This window comes from Halopseudomonas pelagia, assembly GCF_009497895.1.
Classification (GTDB): Bacteria; Pseudomonadota; Gammaproteobacteria; order Pseudomonadales; family Pseudomonadaceae; genus Halopseudomonas; species Halopseudomonas pelagia_A.
Map to the genome: position 1 here is coordinate 4,355,446 of NZ_CP033116.1, position 20,484 is coordinate 4,375,929.

Consider the following 20,484-nt stretch of genomic DNA (forward strand, 5'->3'; position numbering starts at 1 on the left):
ATTCATAAGCGGTTCTCGTAAGACATGTCTGCCAGCGCGCCGGCCAATGCACTTAAAGGCCGGGTGCTGCGTTGGCGCCGCCATTGATCAGGGGAGCATCCAGCCCAGCGTTTGAACGCTCGAGAGAAACTGGCGGCCTCGGCATAGCCTAATTGCTGAGCGATGCTGTCCAGCCCCAGGGTGGTATCGCCCAGTAGCCGTTCCGCCAGATTGCGCCTTACCCGCTCGTCCAATTGACGGAATGGATGGCCTTCGAGCGCCAGACGCCGGTGCAACGTGCGTTCGGACAACCCCAGCCAACCGGCCACGTCTCGTGCCGGATGAATTCGCCCGGAGTGACTCATCAGACTCTGCAGTACCTGTCGCGCCAGCGGCGCCTGTATATCATCCAGGCTGTCACATAAATGCTGGCACAGATTGGCGCAAGTGCGCTGGGTCATGGCATTGGCCAGCGGCAGGGCGCTATGCAGATCCTCCCAAGCTATCAGCATCGCATTGCGTGCGGCGTTCATATCTGCCGCACATTCGAAGTGCGCGTTATACAGCTCGGCCGGCCCGGCAGAAGGAACACAGATTTCTATGGCCAGGGGCACAAACGGCCGCTGTAACAGCTCACTGTACACGCACTTCCATGCCGCCATACCACGCTCGACCACCAGGCATCGGGCATCTTCGGGTAACACACTGGCGTCCAGCACCATCCATAGCCCGGACTTATCCGGATGCAGATTGACTGGGCAGATCGACATCGCCAGCGGCCGAAACTGGCTGGTGATTTCGATAGCATCCATCAAGCTGCGGCTGGCCAACATGGTGTAACCGAGCAAGCCCAGACTGGTCAAATGATAGCGTTGGCCGAGCCGCAGACCCGTACCCGGCTGACTATGCTGCGCGACCAGATTGCGAATCACCGCCAGCTCCTGCCACAGCTGAAGAGAGCTGAGTTCCTCAAACGGGCGATCCTGCAAGCCGGTATTGGCCAGGCAATGCCGGGCAGGTACGCCTAATTCCGCTGCCAGCTCCAGCAGCAACCTCACGTTGGTATTGTCACGACGCTGTCGCCAGTCCATCCGAGTATTCCGTTTCGTCGTCAAGAAAGAATATGGCAGTAAATGTCATAGCATGGCAGTAGTAATCATGGCCGCAGTATAGGTGTTGGCGCATGCTGATCTGGCAAAAAACCTATAACAAGAGGTAACCACCATGCCCGAGTTTTTCTATACTACCGCGCGTAACAACCAAGCCCGGCCAAGTCAGCACTTCCGTGTCACGCCGGTCGCCGGCTCGCTGGGCGCGGATGTTCATGATATTGACCTGAACGACCTGTCCGACGCGGGCCAGGCCGATCTGCGTCAGGCGCTGATGGATCATCAGGTGCTGTTTATCCGCGATCAATCGCTGAGCGTGGAGCAGCTAGAGGCTGTTTCCCTGCGCTTCGGCGAATTTGGCGTCGAGCCCTACGTCAAACCCATGGCCGACCATCCGCATGTGGTGCATGTAGTCAAGGAAGCCGGCGAAGGCACACCCTTCGTCTTTGGCGGTGCCTGGCATTCGGACTGGACCTTCCAGGAACGTCCACCCGCATTCACCTTGCTCTATGGCCATGATGTGCCTGAGGTTGGCGGCGACACCCTGTTCAACAACATGTACCTGGCCTGCGAATGGCTGTCACCGGCGCTGCGCAAAATGCTGCTTGGGCTGAACGGCGTCAACAGTCCGGAATTCGGCTATGGCCCGAATGCCAAGCACAACGCCGGCCTGGAGAGTATGCAGATCCTCTACGGGGAAAATGTCGACCATGATGTGCGCAGTCACCCACTGATCACCCGGCATCCTGAGACTGGTCGCAACGTACTCTTCGCCAACCCGGCCTACACCCTGGGTATCGAAGGCATGAAGGCCGAGGAAGCACGGCCGATACTCGACTACCTGTTCAGCATCGCCACCGCCCCGGCCTTCACTGTGCGCATGCGCTGGACCCCCGGCACGCTGGCGATCTGGGATAACCGCTGTGTATGGCATCAGCCGGTATCCGATTATTTTGGTAACCGCCGGGAGATGTTCCGTACTACCGTAGTGGGCGACAAACCACAACGCGGGAGTGAGGAATGAAGGCAGATCTGTTCAACGCCAAGGGAGCGGCAGAGGTATTATTCACGGCGCGGCAGGACAGTGCGCCGTGCGATCCGGTGGCCGGTCCTTTCGGCATTGAGACACTGGAGCAGGCTTATGCAGTACAAGCGGAGCTGGTCAGCCAATGGGGCTATAACGACCAGACCCAGGCCGGCTATAAACTCGGCGTGACCGATACCCGCGTGCAGGAGGCCATGGCGCTGGATCATCCGCTGTTTGGCTACCTGCTGTCGGGCTGGGATTATCTGGACGGCGATACCATCCCCGCCTCACGCCTGATTACACCCAAGCTGGAAGGGGAAGTGGCATTCCTGTTCAGAGCCACGCTGGACGACCCGGAGCTAACCGAAGAAGCACTACTCGATGGACTGAAAGGCGTATTACCGGCGCTGGAAATTTGCGATTCGGCCTTTGCTGGCTGGCCGAAAAGCCTGTTTGACGCTGCGGCCGACAACCTTTCCTCCGGCCTTTACGTTTTGGGTAGCGAGTTGAAGGACCCGCGGGAGCTGGATCTGGCCAATCTGGAAATGAAGCTATACCGCAACAATGATCCGGTGGTGACCGGCCATTCTCGCCAGTGCATGGGCAATCCACTAACCGCCTGTTTGTGGCTGGTGCGCGAGCTCGCACGCAGAGGGACGCCGATTCGTGCTGGCGAATTGATTCTGTCCGGCTCACTGGGGCCGATGGTAGAAACCAAGGCGGGTGACAAAATACGGCTGGAAATAGGCGAGTTGGGCAATCTCGAGTGTCGTTTCAGCTAAAGCGAGCCAAATGGACGTATGACGAAACTGGATATAAGCGAAGGGATTAAAACAGGACCGCCAGATAAAAGAAAACCCCGCCTAGGCGGGGCTTTGCAGAACTTTGTTCCTGATCATCCTTAAATCGTGGTGCCTCCAGGCACTGTCCCTGCTCCGTGTTATTTTTTTGGCGCTTCCTGCGTTGCTCCTAGCGAATACAATGTTACGCAGAAAGGCCGGATGCGCCCATAGTCGATTACCACCACAGCCTGTAAGCCAATACTTACAATTTGACATACTTGCGCCATCTGCTGCGCAAGTATGCCAATTTGCGGGATCAGAACTGCGCCGCATCCAACTCATACAGTGATTCACTGCCAGCCCGCACCGATTCGCTCAGCGAATGAATCCGTGGCAGCAGACGCTTAACGAAGAACCGCCCTGTGCCGATCTTGGCCTGGTAGAAACCGTCGCTGTCGTCGTTCAGACGTGCATTGGCGGCTTTGGCCATCCTGGCCCACATGTAGGCGTAGGCGGTATAACCGAACACATGCAGATACTCGACCGAGGCGGCGCCAATTTCATTAGCGTTAGTCTTGCTGCGGTCAATCACCACGCCCGTCAGCTCTTCCAGATTATCAATAGCCTTGGCCAATGGCTCCACGAACTCGGCAAGCGCTTGATCTGAATTCTCGCTGATAAAGTCGCGCACCTCCTGGATAAACACATTCACAAAGGCGCCGTTGTTAGCCACGGTCTTGCGACCCATCAGATCCAGCGCCTGAATGCCGTTGGTACCCTCATAGATCTGCGCAATGCGCACGTCGCGTACCAGTTGCTCCTGACCCCACTCGCGCACATAGCCATGGCCACCAAATACCTGCTGGCCGTGCACGCAGTTTTCCAGGCCTACATCGGTAAAGAACGCCTTGGCTACCGGCGTCAGCAGCGCAACCAGGTCTTCACCCTTCTTCTTGATCTCGGCATCATCAGCATACTTGCTGATATCCAGCTGCGAGCCCACATAAGTAGAAAACGCGCGACTGCCTTCGGTCATCGCCTTGATGGTCAGCAGCATGCGGCGTACATCCGGGTGCACGATGATCGGGTCGGCCGCTTTCTCTGGCTGCTGAGCACCGGTCGGCGCGCGGCTCTGAATACGATCACGGGCATAGGCCACGGCGCTCTGGTAGGAAGCCTCGGAGCAACCAATGCCCTGAATGCCGATCGACAAACGCTCATAGTTCATCATGGTGAACATGGCATTCAGGCCCTTGTTCACTTCACCGATCAGATAACCCTCGGCGCCATCGAAGTTCATCACGCAGGTAGCAGAGGCCTTGATGCCCATCTTGTGCTCGATCGACCCGCAGCTGACCGGATTGCGCTCGCCAAGACTGCCGTCTGCATTAACCAGAAACTTGGGTACCAAAAACAGCGAAATACCCTTGGGACCAGCCGGTGCGTCGGGCAACTTGGCCAGTACCAGGTGAATGATGTTCTCGGTGAGATCATGCTCGCCGCCGGTAATGAAGATCTTGGTACCGGTCACCGCGTAGCTACCATCTGCCTGCGGCACTGCCTTGGTACGTATAATGCCCAGATCGGTGCCGCAATGCGGCTCAGTCAGACACATGGTGCCCGCCCAGGTACCCGCGTACAGATTGGGCAAATAAGCCTGCTTGAGCTCTTCACTACCATGGGCGTCAAGCGCCAGACAGCAGCCAGCCGTCAAGGCAGGATAAAGCGCAAAGCTGTTGTTCGCGCCGTAGACCATTTCCTCGACCTGCACGCCCAGGGTCTTGGGCATGCCCAAACCACCAAACTCAGGGTTGCCACCCAGACCGACCCAGCCACCCTCGGCATAGGTACTGTAAGCCTGCTTGAAGCCAGCGGGCGTGGTAACCACGCCGTTATCCCACTTGGCACCCTCTTCATCACCGCTACGATTCAGCGGCGCAATGGTCTGCGAGGTGATCTTGCCAGCTTCTTCCAGCATCGCGTCTGCGGTTTCCGCATCGATCGCGCCGTCCAGCCCTGGCAGACTCTGCCACAACTTGTCGGCTTCAAATACTTCATTCAATACGAAACGAATATCACGCAGGGGTGCTTTGTAGTCAGCCATGGAAACTCCTCTTGCAGTCATTGCGCCCGGGACAGTCCGGAACATGAGACGATTGTAACGCCGCAACGATTTTGGTTACAGCGTCTTTAAATGACTACTTTGTAAAATCCGGTCACAGACCGTAGCATCCTCAACCGGATCCTCCCGTCAATTCGCCGCCCCGGAGAGATAGGCTTTTAGCTGGCAGCACGAAGCTCCGCTGCCGCAACGCCGACTGGCCTGCAGATGACCGTCAGAGCACAGGGATGTGCGATGACGAGCCCCAGGGACGGCCCCGGAGCGTGTCATCTGCAGGCCAGTCGGTGTTGCGGCACACACCCCTCCCACAACAAACACCAAACAACAAAAACAACAAAAACAACAAAAACAACAAAGCCCCGAACCAGTCGGGGCTTTGCTTGTAGCTTGTAGCTTGTAGCTTGTAGCTAACGCTTAGAACTGCTCAGCCGTCATCTGCATCAACGAATTAGCACCAGCCTCCAGGGCCTCGACGTGTGCGCGGGCACGTGGCAACAGGCGCTTGAAGTAGAACTCCTGAGTCGCCAACTTGGCCTTGTAGAAGTCTTCTTCGGAGGTACCTGCATCCAATGTTGCCTGAGCAGCGACCGCCATCTTCAGCCAGAAGAACGCCAGCGTCACATAGCCTGAGTACATCAGGAAGTCCATGGCCGCCGCGCCGACTTCCTCACGGTTCTGCATCGAGCGCATGGCGATTTTCTGCGTCAGCTCACCCCACTCGGCATTCAGCTTGTTCAGCTTGGCAACGTACTCACCCAAGGTGGCATGGCCCTCGTTGGCCTGGCAGAACTGATGCACTTCCTTGGTAAAGGCGCGCTGCATCTTGCCCTGGCTCATCAACACTTTACGGCCCAACAAATCCAGCGCTTGAATACCATTGGTGCCTTCGTAAATCAGACCGATACGGCAATCACGCATCTGTTGCTCCTGGCCCCACTCACGAATGTAGCCGTGGCCACCAAAGATCTGCATACCGTGGTTGGTTACTTCCAGACCCGTCTCGGTCATGAACGCTTTGCAGATTGGCGTCAGGAACGCCAACTGATCATCGGCATTCGCACGCACGGCCTCATCCTTGGAGTAGTGAGCCTTGTCCAGCAACTGCGCAGTGTAATAGGACAGCGCACGATTACCCTCGTTGAACGCCTTCATGGTCAGCAGCATTCGACGTACATCAGGATGCACGATGATTGGATCGGCAGGCTTATCCGGCGCAGCAGGACCTGAAAGGGCGCGCATCTGCAGGCGGTCCTTCGCGTAGTCGATAGCGCTCTGATAAGACGCTTCGCCATGACATAGACCCTGCATACCGGTACCCAAACGTGCGTGGTTCATCATGGTGAACATGCAATTCAGGCCCTTGTTGATCTCACCGATCAGAAAGCCCGTTGCACCGTCAAAGTTCAGCACGCAAGTGGCGGACGCCTTGATGCCCATCTTGTGTTCCAGAGATCCACACTTCACACCATTGCGCTCGCCGACTTCACCATTGGCGTCAGGCAGGAACTTCGGCACGATAAACAGCGAGATGCCCTTGGTTCCGGCCGGGGCGTCAGGCAGCTTGGCTAACACCAGGTGCACGATGTTTTCGGCAAAATCATGCTCCCCACAGGAGATAAAGATCTTGGTGCCGGTGATTTCGTAGCTGCCGTCCTCGCGCGGTACCGCGCGCGTTTTGGTCAGACCCAAGTCGGTACCGCAATGCGGTTCGGTCAGGCACATCGAACCAGTCCAGGTTCCGGGTACCAGCTTGTTCAGATACAGTTCTTTCTGTTCTGGACTGCCGTGCGCACGAATAGCCGCGGAACACCCTTGGCTCAAGCCTGGGTACATACTCCAGGCATAGTTTGCCGAGGCGGTCATTTCCGCCACTACCAGACCCAGTGACGCGGGCAGACCCTGCCCACCGTATTCAACCGGACCGGTCATCGAGCCCCAGCCATTGTCTACATATTGCTGATAGGCTTCTTTGAAACCCTTGGGCGTGGTAACGACGCCATCATCGATATGACAGCCTTCCTCATCACCGCTACGGTTCAACGGCGCCAGTACTTCACCTGCGAACTTGGCACTTTCTTCCAGAATTGCGCTGACCATATCCGGGGTGGCATCGGTGAGACCATGAGTTTCATAACCCGTGGCGAAATCGAACACTTCGTCCATGACGAAGCGCATGTCACGGAGGGGGGCTTTGTAAGTCGGCATGCTATTTGTCTCCAGAGATCGGCCGGACCATACCGGCCAATGCGAATTCATACAGTTGTTTGAACATACGGCCAGCCGACCGGCACGGTCAAGCAATTGCCTGGCGCATTACACTGATTGATACAAAGTCATAAGGTATCCGGCAGCCAGTCGCTGCCTGGGGTGTATCGCTTCCGAGACAGCTCGTAGCGAGTCCGCATTTGACCGCCGGATACAGCCCAAATCTATGGCAGAGTGGGCTGTCAGGCCCGGACGTCTTATTCCATAAGCGAATATCAAAATCAGTTTTCGTGCTTGGACAGCCTTAACAATCCCTTCTATTGTGGCGACCTGATGGCCTCCGGTTCACGGAGCCGATACCTCATACGAGATTCAGGTACCAATGAACTGGGATTCCCTGCCAATGATTGGCGTAGCCGCCCTGCTGTGCTGGGTGTTTTATGCTTTTGCCCGCGAAAAGTTCAGCCCGGACATAGTGGTCGGCATAGCTGTAGCGGTGCTACTGGTTAGCAGCCTGCTGACTCCCGGCGATGTGCTCAGCGTTCTGTCCAACAGTGCTCCGATCACCATTGCCTGCATGTTCATTCTGTCCGCCGCGCTCGAGCGCACCGGCTGTGTGGATGCGCTGGGCAAATGGCTGGCAAAGCTCGGCGGCGGCAGCCCATTACGCACGCTGTTCAGCCTGATGATCACGGCTCTGGTGCTCTCGACCTTTATCAATAATACCCCGGTGGTCGCTATCCTCACGCCGGTAGCCGTTACTCTGGCTGCCCAGGTTGGCAGCAAAGCCTCGAAGCTACTCATTCCGCTGTCCTACGCCACTATTCTGGGCGGTACCATGACCATGATCGGCACTTCGACCAATATCCTGGTCGACGGTGTGGCCAGGGAAGCCGGAATGGAGCCGTTTGGCATGTTCGATATCTTCCTGCCGGGGTTGATCATGGCGGTTATCGGTATCGGCTTTATCATGCTGGTTGGCCACCGACTCTTACCGGACCGGGAAAGCCTGTCCAAACAACTGCGCCCGGACCAGAGCCGGCCGTTTATGACCGAACTGCTGGTTCCGCATGACTCGCCAATCATCAATCAAACGATTGCTGACGCGAAGCTCAATGGCGACAGCGGCATTCAGGTGCTGAAAATATTTCGTGGCGACGAAGAGTTGTCTACTCCGGTCAACACCACACTGCTGAGTGCCGGTGACCGACTGGTGCTGCACGCCAATATGCAGAACTTCATGGAGCTGCGGCAGAACGGACTGCTGACCTTCAATCGCGACCAGGCCGCCAACTTCGAAACTATCTCGACCCGCGACGTAGTGCTGGCCGAAGCGATAGTCGGACGCAACTCGCGCTACAGCCACCGCCCCATGCGCGACCTGAACCTGACCGCACGTTACGGCATGCACGTGCTGGCGATCCATCGGCATAACGAAAATATTCAGGACAACCTGGACGACTTTCAGCTGCAATTTGGTGACGTCATGTTGGTGGAAGGCTCGCCAACACAGATTCGCAAGTTTGCCGACAATGGCGATCTGATCAGTTTGAATACCGTACATGAGCGCGCCTACCGGCGGGACAAAGCGCCTATCGCGATAGCAGCCGTACTGGCAGTGATGCTACTGGCCGCGTTCAGCATCATGCCCATTGAAGGCTTGGCCATGATCGCCACTGCCGTGGTGTTAGCAACCGGCTGCCTGGACACCGAAGATGCCTACAAGGCGATTGACTGGCGAATTCTGACTATTATTTTCGGCATGCTGGCGATCAGCATCGCCATGAACAAGGTCGGGCTGGTGGATACCGTGGTAGCCCAGGTCATGAGCCTGTCGCCGCTATTAGGGCCACTGTTCATGCTCTCGTTTATCTACCTGCTGACGTCGATTCTGACCGAGGTAGTCAGTAACAATGCGGTCGCAGTATTGCTGACACCCATCGCGATTGGCGTGGCGCAGCAGCTCGGAGCCGACCCGCGGCCGTTCGTGATCGCGGTGATGTTCGCCGCAAGCGCCAGCTTTGCCACCCCCATTGGCTATCAGACCAACACCTTCGTCTACAGCGCCGGGGGCTATAAATTCACTGACTTCATGCGCATAGGTGTGCCCATGAACCTGATCATGTGGGCAACAGCAACACTGGTTATTCCGTGGATATGGCCGCTGTTCCCGGCCTGAAGGCAGGGCTCAGGCGCGACCTTCAATATGGTCGTGCAGGGCAATGAACTGTTGAGTCAGCTTGTGCCGGCCATCGAGGAATATCAGCGGGGTATTCACCTGGTGTGATTCGCGCATGCGCACCGAGCTGGACAGATACGCAGGCAGCACCGGCAAACCCTCTGCCACCAGTTCGTCCAGCATCTGCTGCGGCAAGCTGGCGCGGGACTGGAACTGGTTGACGACGATGCCCTCCACCTCCAGATCCTCGTTATGCTCCTCGCGAATATCTTCCAGCTCCTTGAGCAGGCCGTACAAGGCCTGCCGCGAGAAGCTGTCACAGTCGAAGGGGATCAGGCAGCGGTCCGCAGCGATCAACGCAGAGATGGTGTAGAAATTGAAACTGGGAGCGGTATCGATATAGATCCGCTCGTAATTGCCATCCAGATCCTTGAGCAGCTTGCGCAGCTTTTGAATCTTGTAGCGCGACTCAAGCTTGTGCTGCAGCTCCGCGAGTTCAGGAGCTGCGGGCATGACCCAGAGATTCTCAAAGGGCGTCTCGGTGACGAACTGCTCGGCCTTCTTGTTGAACAGGCTGGTGGAAAGCGTCTGGGCGAAAAAGTCGGCAATGGTCAGGTCGACATCCTGCAAGCCTTCACCCAGCAAGTAGTGGCTGGAGTTGGCCTGCGGATCCAGATCCACCACCAGCGTCTTGTAACCGGCAGCGGCGCTTACCGCTGCCAGATTGCAGGCGATGCTGGATTTACCCACACCACCCTTCTGATTGAAGATCACCCGACGCATGACACCCTCCCCCGAATCTGTCTGAAAGCAACTCAGACTACGATAGCAGAGGGATCATGATAGATCGCGGACATTTCATGTACCGCTTCGATAAAGGCGCCAGCATGCGCCGGATCGACTTCCGGGGTAATGCCATGGCCCAGATTGAAAACGTGGCCGTTACCCTTGCCGTAACTCTTGAGAATACGCGCGACTTCTTCACGAATCGCCGCAGGTTTGGCGTAGAGCACAGTGGGGTCCATATTGCCCTGCAAGGCGACCTTGGAGCCAACACGCGAACGCGCCACACCCATATCCATGGTCCAATCCAGACCCAATGCATCTGCACCGGCGTCGGCAATACTTTCAAGCCATAGCCCACCGTTCTTGGTGAACAGAATGACCGGTACGCGACGACCCTGATGTTCGCGGATCAGCCCCGACACGATCTTGCGCATATAAGCGAGGGAAAACTTCTGGTAAGCATCGGAAGACAGATTGCCGCCCCAGGTATCAAAAATCTGTACCGCCTGGGCACCTGCCAGAATCTGACCATTCAGGTAGGAAGTGACCGAGTCGGCCAGTTTGTCGAGCAGCATATGCATGGCTTCAGGCTGGTCATAAAGCATCGCCTTGGTCTTGCGGAAGTCCTTAGAAGAACTGCCTTCGACCATATAGGTCGCCAGCGTCCAGGGGCTGCCGGAAAAACCGATCAGTGGCACCCGACCATTCAGCTCGCTGCGGATAGTGCGCACGGCGTTCATGACATAACCCAGATCCTGCTCCGGATCCGGCACCTTGAGCGCCTCGATATCAGCGGCGGTATCGATACGCTTGCGAAAGCGCGGGCCTTCACCGGTTTCAAAATACAGACCCAGGCCCATCGCATCCGGGATGGTCAGAATGTCGGAAAACAGAATCGCCGCGTCCAGCGGGTAACGCTCCAGCGGCTGCAGCGTCACTTCGCAGGCCATCTCAGGATTGGTACACAGCCCCATGAAATCACCGGCCCGGCTACGTGCTTCGCGGTACTCAGGCAGGTAGCGCCCGGCCTGGCGCATCATCCACACCGGGGTAACATCCACGGGCTGGCGCATCAGGGCACGGAGAAAGCGATCGTTCTTCAATTCGGACATGGAGTAGGTATCCAGTTGCGGGATCAGCGGGCATTGTACCGGGAAAAGGAAGGAAGATCAGGCTAGCAACACAGGTTTCACACTGACAGCTCAGTACCATCAGATTGGCGGCGGGGTCGGGCCTGGTCGGGACCGTCGGCGCACAGGGACGTGCGCCGACGAGCCCCAGGGATGGCTGGTAGCGTGTCCCGACCAGGCCCGACCACGCCGCCAATCCACGCACCAGATATCAGAAACGCAAAAGGGCGCCCTAAGGCGCCCTCTGCTAATACACAAAGTCGATCTACAGCTCCAGATACTCGATAATACCTTCCGCAGCTTGACGACCTTCCCAGATCGCCGTCACCACCAGATCCGAGCCACGTACCATGTCACCGCCGGCAAAGATCTTCGGGTTGCTGGTCTGGAAGCGATAGCGCGCCTGCTCTGCGGCCACTACGCGGCCCTGGCTATCGATATCCACCTTGCTGCCCTCAAACCAATCAGCCGGGCTGGGGCGGAAACCAAAGGCAATGATCACCGCATCAGCCGGAACCACTTCCTCGGAACCGGGGATCGGCTCTGGGCTGCGGCGCCCACGGGCATCCGGCTCACCCAGACGTGTTTCAACCACCTTGACGCCTTCAACCCGGTCCTCACCGACGATCGCAATCGGCTGACGATTGAACAGAAACTTCACGCCCTCATCCTTGGCGTTTTTCACTTCCTTGCGCGAGCCCGGCATGTTTTCTTCATCACGGCGGTAAGCACAATGTACCGACTTGGCGCCCTGGCGAATCGATGTACGGTTGCAGTCCATGGCGGTATCACCACCACCCAGCACCACCACCCGCTTACCCTTCAGATCGATAAAATCGTCAGCCGACTTCTCGAAGCCCAGGTTGCGATTGACGTTGGCCACAAGGAAATCCAGCGCGTCGTAAACGCCCGGCAAATCTTCGCCGGGGAAACCGCCCTTCATGTAGGTGTAGGTACCCATGCCCATGAACACCGCATCGTAATCGGCCATCAGCTCGTCAATGCTGACGTCCTTGCCGATCTCCGTATTCAGACGAAACTCGATGCCCATGCCTTCAAAGATCTCCCGACGACGGGACATCACCAGCTTCTCCAGCTTGAATTCGGGAATGCCGAAGGTCAGCAAGCCACCGATTTCCGGGTAGCGATCGAAGACTACCGGCTTTACACCAGCACGCGCCAACACGTCAGCACAGCCAAGGCCGGCAGGGCCAGCGCCGATGATGGCGACCTTTTTACCGGTCTGGACCACGTGGGACAAGTCCGGACGCCAGCCCATGGCGAAGGCGGTATCGGTGATGTACTTCTCGACCGAGCCGATAGTCACCGCCCCAAAACCGTCGTTCAACGTACAGGCGCCTTCACACAGGCGATCCTGCGGGCATACGCGGCCACAGACTTCCGGCAATGTATTGGTCTGGTGCGCGAGTTCCGCCGCTTCGAGGATATTGCCCTCGGACACCAGCTTCAACCAGTTGGGAATGTAGTTGTGCACCGGGCACTTCCACTCGCAATACGGGTTACCGCACTCGAGGCAGCGGTGCGCCTGATCGGCTGCCGCTTCCGGCTTGAACTGCTCATGAATTTCAACGAACTGGGTTTTACGCTGGCGCAGCGGACGCTTCAGCGGATCCTTGCGGCCCACATCGATAAACTGGAAGTCGTTACTCAAACGGTCAGCCATATTCAAACCTCTAAACAGCAGCGGCGAGCATCAAGCTGCAACTGCAGGACTCATCAGGGCAAGGCAACAGACCTGTCGAGCAGGTCTGCCATCGGCCTCTAGTTATTGCGGGTTGGCGCGAGTGCTGGTCAGCAGGGCACGCAGACTGGCGGCCTTGGGTTTGACCAGCCAGAAACGGCGGATATAGTTATCCAGATTCTCCAGCACTTCTTCCCCCCAGGCGCTCCCGGTCTCAGCGACGTAATCAGTCAGCACCATGGTCAGGTGACTGCGATAGGCTTCCATCGACTCGCTGCTGATCCGGTGCAACTCCACCAGCTCATGGTTGAGCTTGTCGAAGAAGCTGTTGTCCTGATCCAGCACAAAGGCGAAACCACCGGTCATACCGGCACCGAAGTTATGCCCGGTAGGCCCGAGTACGCACACCATACCGCCGGTCATGTACTCGCAACAATGGTCGCCAGCGCCTTCGATGACTGCATGCGCGCCGGAGTTACGCACCGCGAAACGCTCGCCGGCGGTTCCCGCCGCCAACAGCATGCCGCCGGTGGCACCATAAAGACAGGTATTACCGATAATCGCGGTTTCTTCGGAGCGGAACGGGCTGCCCTTGGGCGGCACGATGACCAATTTCCCGCCGGTCATACCCTTGCCGACGTAGTCGTTGGCGTCGCCTTCCAGATACATGTTCAGGCCGCCCGCGTTCCATACGCCGAAGCTCTGTCCAGCGGTACCCTTGAAGCGGTAGGTGATCGGCGCGCCGACCATGCCCTGGTTACCGTGTACGCGGGCGATCTCGCCGGAAACCCGAGCGCCGATCGAGCGATCACAGTTGGTCAGGTTCATCTCGAAGTCGCCACCGGTCAAGCCGTCGATACTGGCACGGGCCAGTTCGACCATCTTCTCGGCAGTCAGACCCTTGTCGAAAGGCACGTTTCGCGGCGACTCGCAGTACTGCGGCTTATCCGCTGGTACGTCCTTGCTGAACAGCAGCGGCTCCAGATCCAGATTCTGCTGTTTGCTGGTTGCACCTGGCAGAATCTCCAGCAGATCAACGCGGCCAATCAGGTCCTGCAAGCGGCTGACACCCAACTGAGCCATCAGCTCACGGGTTTCGGTGGCGACGTAGGTGAAGAAATTCATCACCATCTCCACCGTACCTATGTAGTGATTGTCACGCAGGTGCTTGTTCTGTGTCGCTACGCCGGTCGCGCAGTTGTTCAGGTGGCAGATCCGCAGGTATTTGCAACCCAGGGCAATCATCGGCGCGGTGCCGAAGCCGAAGCTTTCTGCGCCGAGGATCGCTGCCTTGATCACGTCCAGACCAGTTTTCAGGCCGCCATCGGTCTGTACCCGGACCTTGCCACGCAGATCGTTGCCACGCAGCGTCTGGTGCGCTTCGGACAGGCCAAGCTCCCAGGGCGAACCGGCATAACGGATCGAGGTCAGCGGTGAAGCACCGGTGCCGCCGTCGTAACCGGAAATGGTGATCAGATCGGCATAGGCCTTGGCCACACCGGCGGCGATAGTACCCACACCGGGCTCAGCTACCAGCTTGACCGAGACCAGCGCGCGCGGATTGACCTGCTTGAGGTCAAAAATCAGCTGCGACAGATCTTCGATGGAATAGATGTCGTGGTGCGGCGGTGGCGAAATCAGCGTAACGCCAGGCACCGCATAACGCAGGCGCGCAATCAGCTCGTTGACTTTACCACCGGGCAACTGACCGCCTTCGCCGGGCTTGGCGCCCTGCGCGACCTTGATCTGCAGCACTTCGGCGTTGACCAGATACTCTGGCGTAACACCAAAGCGACCAGAAGCGATCTGCTTGATCTTCGACATGCGCTCGGTGCCGTAACGGGCAGGATCTTCCCCACCCTCACCGGAGTTGGAGCGCGCGCCCAGGCGGTTCATCGCCTCGGCGATGGCTTCGTGCGCTTCAGGCGACAGTGCGCCGAGCGAAATACCCGCCGAGTCAAAGCGCTTGAAGATCGACTCCAGCGGCTCGACGTCATCCAGTGCAATGGCTTGCTGATCGCCACGCACTTTCAACAGGTCGCGCAGCGAAGCTACCGGGCGAGTATTGACCAGTGCCGCGTACTCCAGGTACTTGTCGTAACTGTCGCCCTGCACCGCGTCCTGCAGCGCACGCACCACATCCGGGTTATAGGCGTGATACTCACCGCCAAACACGAACTTGAGCAGACCGCCCTGCTGGATATTCTTGCGCGGGTTCCACGCCTCACGGGCGAGCAACGACTGCTCGGCCTGCAGGTCGCTGAAACGCGCGCCCTGAATCCGGCTGGCAACGCCCTTGAAGCACATATCAACAATTTCATCGGCCAGGCCGACTGCTTCAAACAGCTGCGCACCGCGGTAAGAGACCACAGTGGAAATCCCCATCTTCGACAGGATTTTCAGCAGGCCTTTGGAGATACCCTTGCGGTAGCTCTTGAACACCTCATACAGATCGCCGATCACTTCGCCGGTACGGATCAGATCACCGAGGATTTCGTAGGCAAGGTAGGGGTAGACCGCAGTCGCCCCAAAACCTATCAGCACCGCGTAGTGGTGCGGGTCACGCGCCGTAGCGGTTTCAACCAAAATGTTGCAGTCACAGCGCAGACCCACCGCAATCAGGTGGTGATGCACCGCACCGACGGCGAGCGCAGCATGCACTGGCAGCTTGCCTTCGGAGATGAAACGGTCAGTCAACACCAGCAACGTCTTGCCTTCACGCACGGCCGCTTCGGCCTGCTCGGCAATCGCCTTGACCGCTTCGCCCAGCGGCATGTCAGCCGGGGCGTTCAGTTCAATGCGCTGATGCGCGAAACCCGGGCGCTCCAGGTTCATCAGCGTGCGCCACTTCGCCGGTGAAATCACCGGGCTGCTGAGGATCGCACGGTTAGCGTGATCCGCAGTCTCTTCAAAGACGTTGCGTTCTGCACCGATACAGGTTTCCAGCGACATGACGATGGCTTCACGCAGCGGATCGATCGCCGGGTTGGTGACCTGGGCGAACTGCTGGCGGAAATAATCGTATACCGAGCGAACACGGGTAGAGAGCACCGCCATCGGCGTATCGTCACCCATGGAGCCAACGGCTTCCTGACCATTCTCTGCCAGCGGACGCAGCACCTGGTCGCGCTCCTCGAAGGTGACCTGGAACATCTTCATATACTGCTTGAGCTGTTCCGGGCTGAGGAAGTCCGAACCATGATCGCGGTCGTTCATGGTCGCCTGAATACGCAGCGCGTTTTCCTTCAACCACTTGCGATACGGGTGCCGTGATTTCAGGCGCCCTTCCACATCGCTGGTGTGCAGCACTTCGCCGGTCTGAGTATCGACCGCCAGAATCTGACCTGGGCCAACCCGACCTTTGCTTATCACATCTTCGGGCTGGTAATCCCAGACACCGATTTCGGACGCCAGGGTGATATAGCCATTCTTGGTCACGACATAGCGCGCAGGGCGCAGACCATTCCGGTCGAGCAAACAGACCGCGTAGCGGCCTTCAGTCAGAACGATACCGGCCGGGCCATCCCAGGCTTCCATGTGCATGGAATTGAACTCATAGAATGCCTTCAGATCGGCATCCATGGTTTCCACGTTCTGCCATGCCGGCGGCACGACCATGCGAATGGCGCGGAACAAATCCATGCCACCGGCAATCAACAGTTCCAGCATGTTATCCATGCTCGAGGAGTCGGAACCGGTTACGTTGACGATCGGCGAGATGCTTTCCAGATCCGGCAGCATTTCGTTGGTAAATTTATTGCGTCGCGCATGTGCCCAGTTGCGGTTGGCGGTGATGGTGTTGATTTCACCATTGTGCGCGATCAGCCGGAACGGTTGTGCCAGCGGCCACTTGGGCAGCGTGTTGGTGGAGAAGCGCTGGTGAAACACACTGATGGCGGTCTCCATGCGCTCATCGCTCAGATCCGGGAAGAACTGCCCCAGATCGGCGGGCATCATCAGGCCTTTATAGGAGATGACCTTGTGCGACAGGCTGCAAACGTAAAAATCCTGGTCGGCCTGCATGGCAATTTCGGCCTTGCGGCGGGCATAGAACAGTTTGATGCCGAACTGCTGTTCGTCCAAGCCTTCACCGGACACAAACACCTGCTCGATACGCGGCATGCAGCTCAACGCCAACGGACCCAGCACGCTGCTGTCGAAAGGCACTTCGCGCCAGCCAACCAGCGGCAAACCCTGATCTTCAAGCGCAGCTTCGAAAGCTTGACGAGCAGCGGCCGAAGCAGCCTGATCGACGCCCATAAACACCATACCCACAGCATATTGCTCAGGGAGCTCGGTACCCAGAGACTCTTTGGCGACCGCACGCAGAAACCGATCGGGCTTCTGAATCAGCAGGCCACAACCGTCACCGGTTTTGCCGTCGGCGTTGATGCCACCCCGGTGTGTCATGCATGTCAGGGCTTCAATGGCCGTCAGTAACAGGTGATGACTGGGCTCACCCTGCATGTGGGCAATAAGGCCAAAGCCACAGTTATCCTTGAACTGATCAGGCTGATATAAACCTGCTTTCATAGGCACACTCTCAAAATGCTATAGGATTCAGGCGCTTACGAGACTCAAACAAGACTGGATCTGGCTCGGCGCCGGACAAAAGGGGAGTAATTGTACACAGCGGCAACAATGCCCACAATTTTTTTTCGGGCCATCGTGCCGCAAAATCATATCCAAATGTCGTAAATAGGAAAGCTTTTCACTAGTGCGACGAGCAAAAGAGCTGGGGCCAGACCTCGCGCATGAGATTTTCCAGCCCTCGAAAGCCGAGGGCCGGATCGCTATTAACGCAAGGACTGTTTGATCGCGCCAACGCCCTTGGGCCAAGGGTTCTGTCGCCGCAGCGCTTCCGGCAATGCACTGACGCCTTGCTGCGCCTGTTGGCGCGTGCCGTACAAGCCTTGTGTTACCACGAACCAGGGGCGACCTTCATGCAGCGTTTCGAAGTAACCAATATTTTCCAACCCTGATTGCTGCTTGATAAAGCTCAACGCCGCGTCCCGACTGCGCGTACCCAATAGCTGCAAAACAAATGCGCTGGAGTCTGCCTGGCGATACCAATCAGCCGTGCGCGTCGCTTGTGCTGACGATGCTGCAGCAGGTGCTACCGGTGTTGGTTCTGGCTCTGCCACGGGCGCAGCCGAAGTAGCGTCCACAGGTGCCTGCGCCAGATCTACCGGTTCCGCCGGCTCGGGCGCTACCGTTACCTGCTCAGGGGAAGCTGAGGAAGTGCTTGGAGCGTCTGCTTCCGCCTCGGCTACGTCAGCGACAGATGGCGCAGCGATCTCAACAGTCTCTGGTTCCAGGGTAACTGCATTCAGCTCCGTCAGTTCGGCCAGCTGACGATCTTCTTCGACGTTGACCGGGTTAACTGGCTCCGGCAGTTCAAGCACGGTGCGGGAAGGCTCATCGACAGTCTCGTTGCTGCCCATCAGCCAAGCGACACCGATACCTGCCGCCACCAGCAACACGGCAATCATTGAGCGTACTGGCACCACTCCGCCTGAGCGCCTGCTGGGGCGAGCTGCGGGCTGCTCCATCGCATCTTCCATAACCTGTCTGGCGACCGTATTGATGCGCCCAGGCCAGCCACTGCTGCGGCGATGAATTTCTTGCAACTGCTCGTCATCCAGCAAAGCCAATTCCTGACCCGCCGCTTCGAGGCGCTGAGCAATATAGTCGCGCGTCTCGTCAGGTGAATAGGGGTCCAGATCAATTCGGTGCACCCACTGTTCTGCAGCACCATCGGTATCTATCTGCGGCAACAACAGGGAAATATTTTCGTCAGCAAACAGGAAGATCCTGACCGGCGAATCCGCGCCTCCGCTCAAACCCAGGTCAGCCAGATCCTGCAGGGCCTGCAGCTCCAGCAGCTGGGCATCATCAACGATCAGATACAGTTGCACGCCGCTTTGCTTCAGCTGCTCGGCACGTTCAAGCAATGCGTCCGTGGAACGGCCCTTGGCGTTGACTGCCTGACAAAGGTAACCAATCAACGCGGACTCTTCGGAAAATTCGCGAGCGGTGGCCACCACACACTGGGTCGTATCCTTGTTACTACTGGCCACTAGCACCTGGCGCAGCAAGGTCTTGCCACTTCCCTGGGGCCCGGTCACCAGTAGAAGACGGTCACCAAAACGGGCCAAATGGTGGAGCTGTGCCAATACCGTTTTGCGTTGCGGTGTAAAAAAACGAAATCCCGGCGTGCGGGCCGCAAAAGGATCATGACTCAACTGATAATGATCAAGAAACTCATCGAGTCCGCCTGCGGCGCTGATATTGATATCCGGTTCAACTGTCATGACTGATCTGCCGCGAGTGTTGCCTGCAAGGAAGCAGAATCGAATTCTGCGCTGACGACGGCCTGCCCTAACGCCTTGAGCAAAACCAGGCGCAACTGTCCGTCGAGTACTTTTTTATCTACTGCCATCAAATCCATAAAATCGCCGACCTGCATATTCCCGGGCGGTGAAACCGGCAAACCCGCAGCAGCAATCAACGCTGTCGCTCTATCGACATCGGCCCGGCTAATCCAGCCCTGCCGACAGGACATATCCAGCGCCATGACCATCCCAGCGCCCACCGCCTCGCCGTGCAACCACTGCCCATAACCCTGATGCGCTTCGATCGCGTGGCCAAAGGTATGACCCAGGTTAAGAATCGCGCGAACACCACCCTCTCGCTCATCCGCAGCCACTACGTCGGCCTTGATCTGACAAGAGCGGGCAATGGCTTCGGTGACAAGGCTCGGATCAAGCGCCCGCAGACCGCTGATATTGTCTTCAAGCCAAGCTAGAAACGCGACGTCACGAATCAGGCCGTATTTGATAATTTCAGCCAGACCGGCACTGACTTCTCGCGCAGGCAGCGTTTTCAGACTTTCGGTGTCGATCAATACCGCTTTGGGCTGATAAAAAGCGCCGAGCATGTTCTTGCCCGCCGGGTGATTAATCCCGGTCTTACCACCCACCGACGAATCCACCTGGGACAACAGCGTAGTCGGCATCTGGATGAAATCCACACCTCGCTGGTAACAGGCAGCAGCGAAGCCAGTCATGTCACCGATCACACCTCCACCCAGCGCTATCAGAGTGGTCTTGCGGTCATGCCGCGCAGCAAGCAGAGCGTCAAATACCTGTTGTAAAGTGGACCAGGTCTTGAATGCTTCACCGGTCGGCAGCACCACTTGTAGAATTTGATACCCCTTGAGGGCCTCACACAGCGCCTCAAGGTATAACGGCGCTACGGTGTCGTCCGTCACAACGCAAACCTGTTTCCCACTGATATGCCGAGCAAGCAACCCTGACTGGGAAAGCAGGTCGCTACCTATATAGATCGGGTAACTGCGATCACCCAGATCAACGTTTAATTGCTGCATCAATTTCTCTCCGACACGACTCCGGCAAGAATACAACAGGCGCACATATTGTGCTCAGCCCGAATGTCGACTC

The 20,484-nt window shown here is 57.6% G+C and carries 12 protein-coding genes; 3 read left to right on the forward strand and 9 right to left on the reverse strand.

The features are described from left to right. Positions 1 to 2 precede the first annotated feature (2 nt). The gene (locus EAO82_RS19960; RefSeq protein ID WP_096346849.1) at positions 3 to 1,070 is read right to left on the reverse strand and encodes an AraC family transcriptional regulator; all 1,068 of its coding nucleotides are present in this window, start codon (positions 1,068 to 1,070) and stop codon (positions 3 to 5) included. Positions 1,071 to 1,203: 133 nt separating this feature from the next. Between EAO82_RS19960 and EAO82_RS19965 the strand changes: the two genes are divergently transcribed. Continuing rightward, entirely contained in the window at positions 1,204 to 2,112 is a 909-nt protein-coding gene (locus tag EAO82_RS19965; RefSeq protein ID WP_096346850.1) for a TauD/TfdA dioxygenase family protein, read from the forward strand. Then, positions 2,109 to 2,897 carry a 2-keto-4-pentenoate hydratase gene (locus EAO82_RS19970; RefSeq protein WP_096346851.1) on the forward strand — a complete coding sequence of 263 codons (789 nt, stop codon included), beginning with the start codon at positions 2,109 to 2,111 and terminating at the stop codon, positions 2,895 to 2,897. The genes EAO82_RS19965 and EAO82_RS19970 overlap by 4 nt, the downstream gene beginning before the upstream one ends. Before the next feature lie 316 nt (positions 2,898 to 3,213). On the opposite strand, the gene EAO82_RS19975 is transcribed toward EAO82_RS19970, so the two are convergent. Beyond that, positions 3,214 to 5,001, reverse strand: a complete 1,788-nt coding sequence (locus tag EAO82_RS19975; protein ID WP_096346852.1) for an acyl-CoA dehydrogenase C-terminal domain-containing protein — start codon at positions 4,999 to 5,001, stop codon at positions 3,214 to 3,216. Between the two features lie 432 nt (positions 5,002 to 5,433). Further along, positions 5,434 to 7,224 (reverse strand): acyl-CoA dehydrogenase C-terminal domain-containing protein, encoded by a 1,791-nt coding sequence (locus EAO82_RS19980; protein WP_096346853.1) that lies wholly within the window; start codon positions 7,222 to 7,224, stop codon positions 5,434 to 5,436. Positions 7,225 to 7,606: 382 nt separating this feature from the next. Between EAO82_RS19980 and EAO82_RS19985 the strand changes: the two genes are divergently transcribed. Next, positions 7,607 to 9,403 (forward strand): SLC13 family permease, encoded by a 1,797-nt coding sequence (locus EAO82_RS19985; RefSeq protein ID WP_096346854.1) that lies wholly within the window; start codon positions 7,607 to 7,609, stop codon positions 9,401 to 9,403. 9 nt (positions 9,404 to 9,412) lie between these two features. Here EAO82_RS19985 and EAO82_RS19990 read toward each other — a convergent pair whose 3' ends face one another. The 6 genes from EAO82_RS19990 to aroB form a co-directional block, all read right to left on the reverse strand. Then, positions 9,413 to 10,186: a ParA family protein gene (locus EAO82_RS19990; RefSeq protein ID WP_096346855.1), complete on the reverse strand. Its 774-nt coding sequence runs from the start codon at positions 10,184 to 10,186 to the stop codon at positions 9,413 to 9,415. 32 nt (positions 10,187 to 10,218) lie between these two features. Next, positions 10,219 to 11,301: a uroporphyrinogen decarboxylase gene (gene hemE / locus EAO82_RS19995; RefSeq protein ID WP_096346856.1), complete on the reverse strand. Its 1,083-nt coding sequence runs from the start codon at positions 11,299 to 11,301 to the stop codon at positions 10,219 to 10,221. Positions 11,302 to 11,584: 283 nt separating this feature from the next. Beyond that, entirely contained in the window at positions 11,585 to 13,003 is a 1,419-nt protein-coding gene (locus EAO82_RS20000; protein ID WP_096346857.1) for an FAD-dependent oxidoreductase, read from the reverse strand. 102 nt (positions 13,004 to 13,105) lie between these two features. Continuing rightward, positions 13,106 to 17,554: a glutamate synthase large subunit gene (gltB, locus tag EAO82_RS20005; RefSeq protein WP_096346858.1), complete on the reverse strand. Its 4,449-nt coding sequence runs from the start codon at positions 17,552 to 17,554 to the stop codon at positions 13,106 to 13,108. Between the two features lie 263 nt (positions 17,555 to 17,817). After that, positions 17,818 to 19,335 carry an AAA family ATPase gene (locus tag EAO82_RS20010; RefSeq protein WP_096346859.1) on the reverse strand — a complete coding sequence of 506 codons (1,518 nt, stop codon included), beginning with the start codon at positions 19,333 to 19,335 and terminating at the stop codon, positions 17,818 to 17,820. Continuing rightward, a complete protein-coding gene (aroB, locus tag EAO82_RS20015; RefSeq protein WP_096346860.1) occupies positions 19,332 to 20,411 on the reverse strand; it encodes a 3-dehydroquinate synthase in 1,080 nt (359 codons plus the stop codon). Before aroB ends, EAO82_RS20010 begins: the two co-directional genes overlap by 4 nt. Between the last annotated feature and the right edge of the window lie 73 nt (positions 20,412 to 20,484).

Bases quoted from the DNA above. Each gene is read 5' to 3' on its own strand.
- EAO82_RS19980 (WP_096346853.1), bottom strand. From the start codon at position 7,224: ATGCCGACTTACAAAGCCCCCCTCCGTGACATGCGCTTCGTCATGGAC.
- EAO82_RS19970 (WP_096346851.1), top strand. From the start codon at position 2,109: ATGAAGGCAGATCTGTTCAACGCCAAGGGAGCGGCAGAGGTATTATTC.
- gltB (WP_096346858.1), bottom strand. From the start codon at position 17,554: ATGAAAGCAGGTTTATATCAGCCTGATCAGTTCAAGGATAACTGTGGC.
- EAO82_RS19990 (WP_096346855.1), bottom strand. From the start codon at position 10,186: ATGCGTCGGGTGATCTTCAATCAGAAGGGTGGTGTGGGTAAATCCAGC.
- EAO82_RS20000 (WP_096346857.1), bottom strand. From the start codon at position 13,003: ATGGCTGACCGTTTGAGTAACGACTTCCAGTTTATCGATGTGGGCCGC.
- EAO82_RS19965 (WP_096346850.1), top strand. From the start codon at position 1,204: ATGCCCGAGTTTTTCTATACTACCGCGCGTAACAACCAAGCCCGGCCA.
- aroB (WP_096346860.1), bottom strand. From the start codon at position 20,411: ATGCAGCAATTAAACGTTGATCTGGGTGATCGCAGTTACCCGATCTAT.
- EAO82_RS19985 (WP_096346854.1), top strand. From the start codon at position 7,607: ATGAACTGGGATTCCCTGCCAATGATTGGCGTAGCCGCCCTGCTGTGC.
- EAO82_RS19975 (WP_096346852.1), bottom strand. From the start codon at position 5,001: ATGGCTGACTACAAAGCACCCCTGCGTGATATTCGTTTCGTATTGAAT.
- hemE (WP_096346856.1), bottom strand. From the start codon at position 11,301: ATGTCCGAATTGAAGAACGATCGCTTTCTCCGTGCCCTGATGCGCCAG.
- EAO82_RS20010 (WP_096346859.1), bottom strand. From the start codon at position 19,335: ATGACAGTTGAACCGGATATCAATATCAGCGCCGCAGGCGGACTCGAT.
- EAO82_RS19960 (WP_096346849.1), bottom strand. From the start codon at position 1,070: ATGGACTGGCGACAGCGTCGTGACAATACCAACGTGAGGTTGCTGCTG.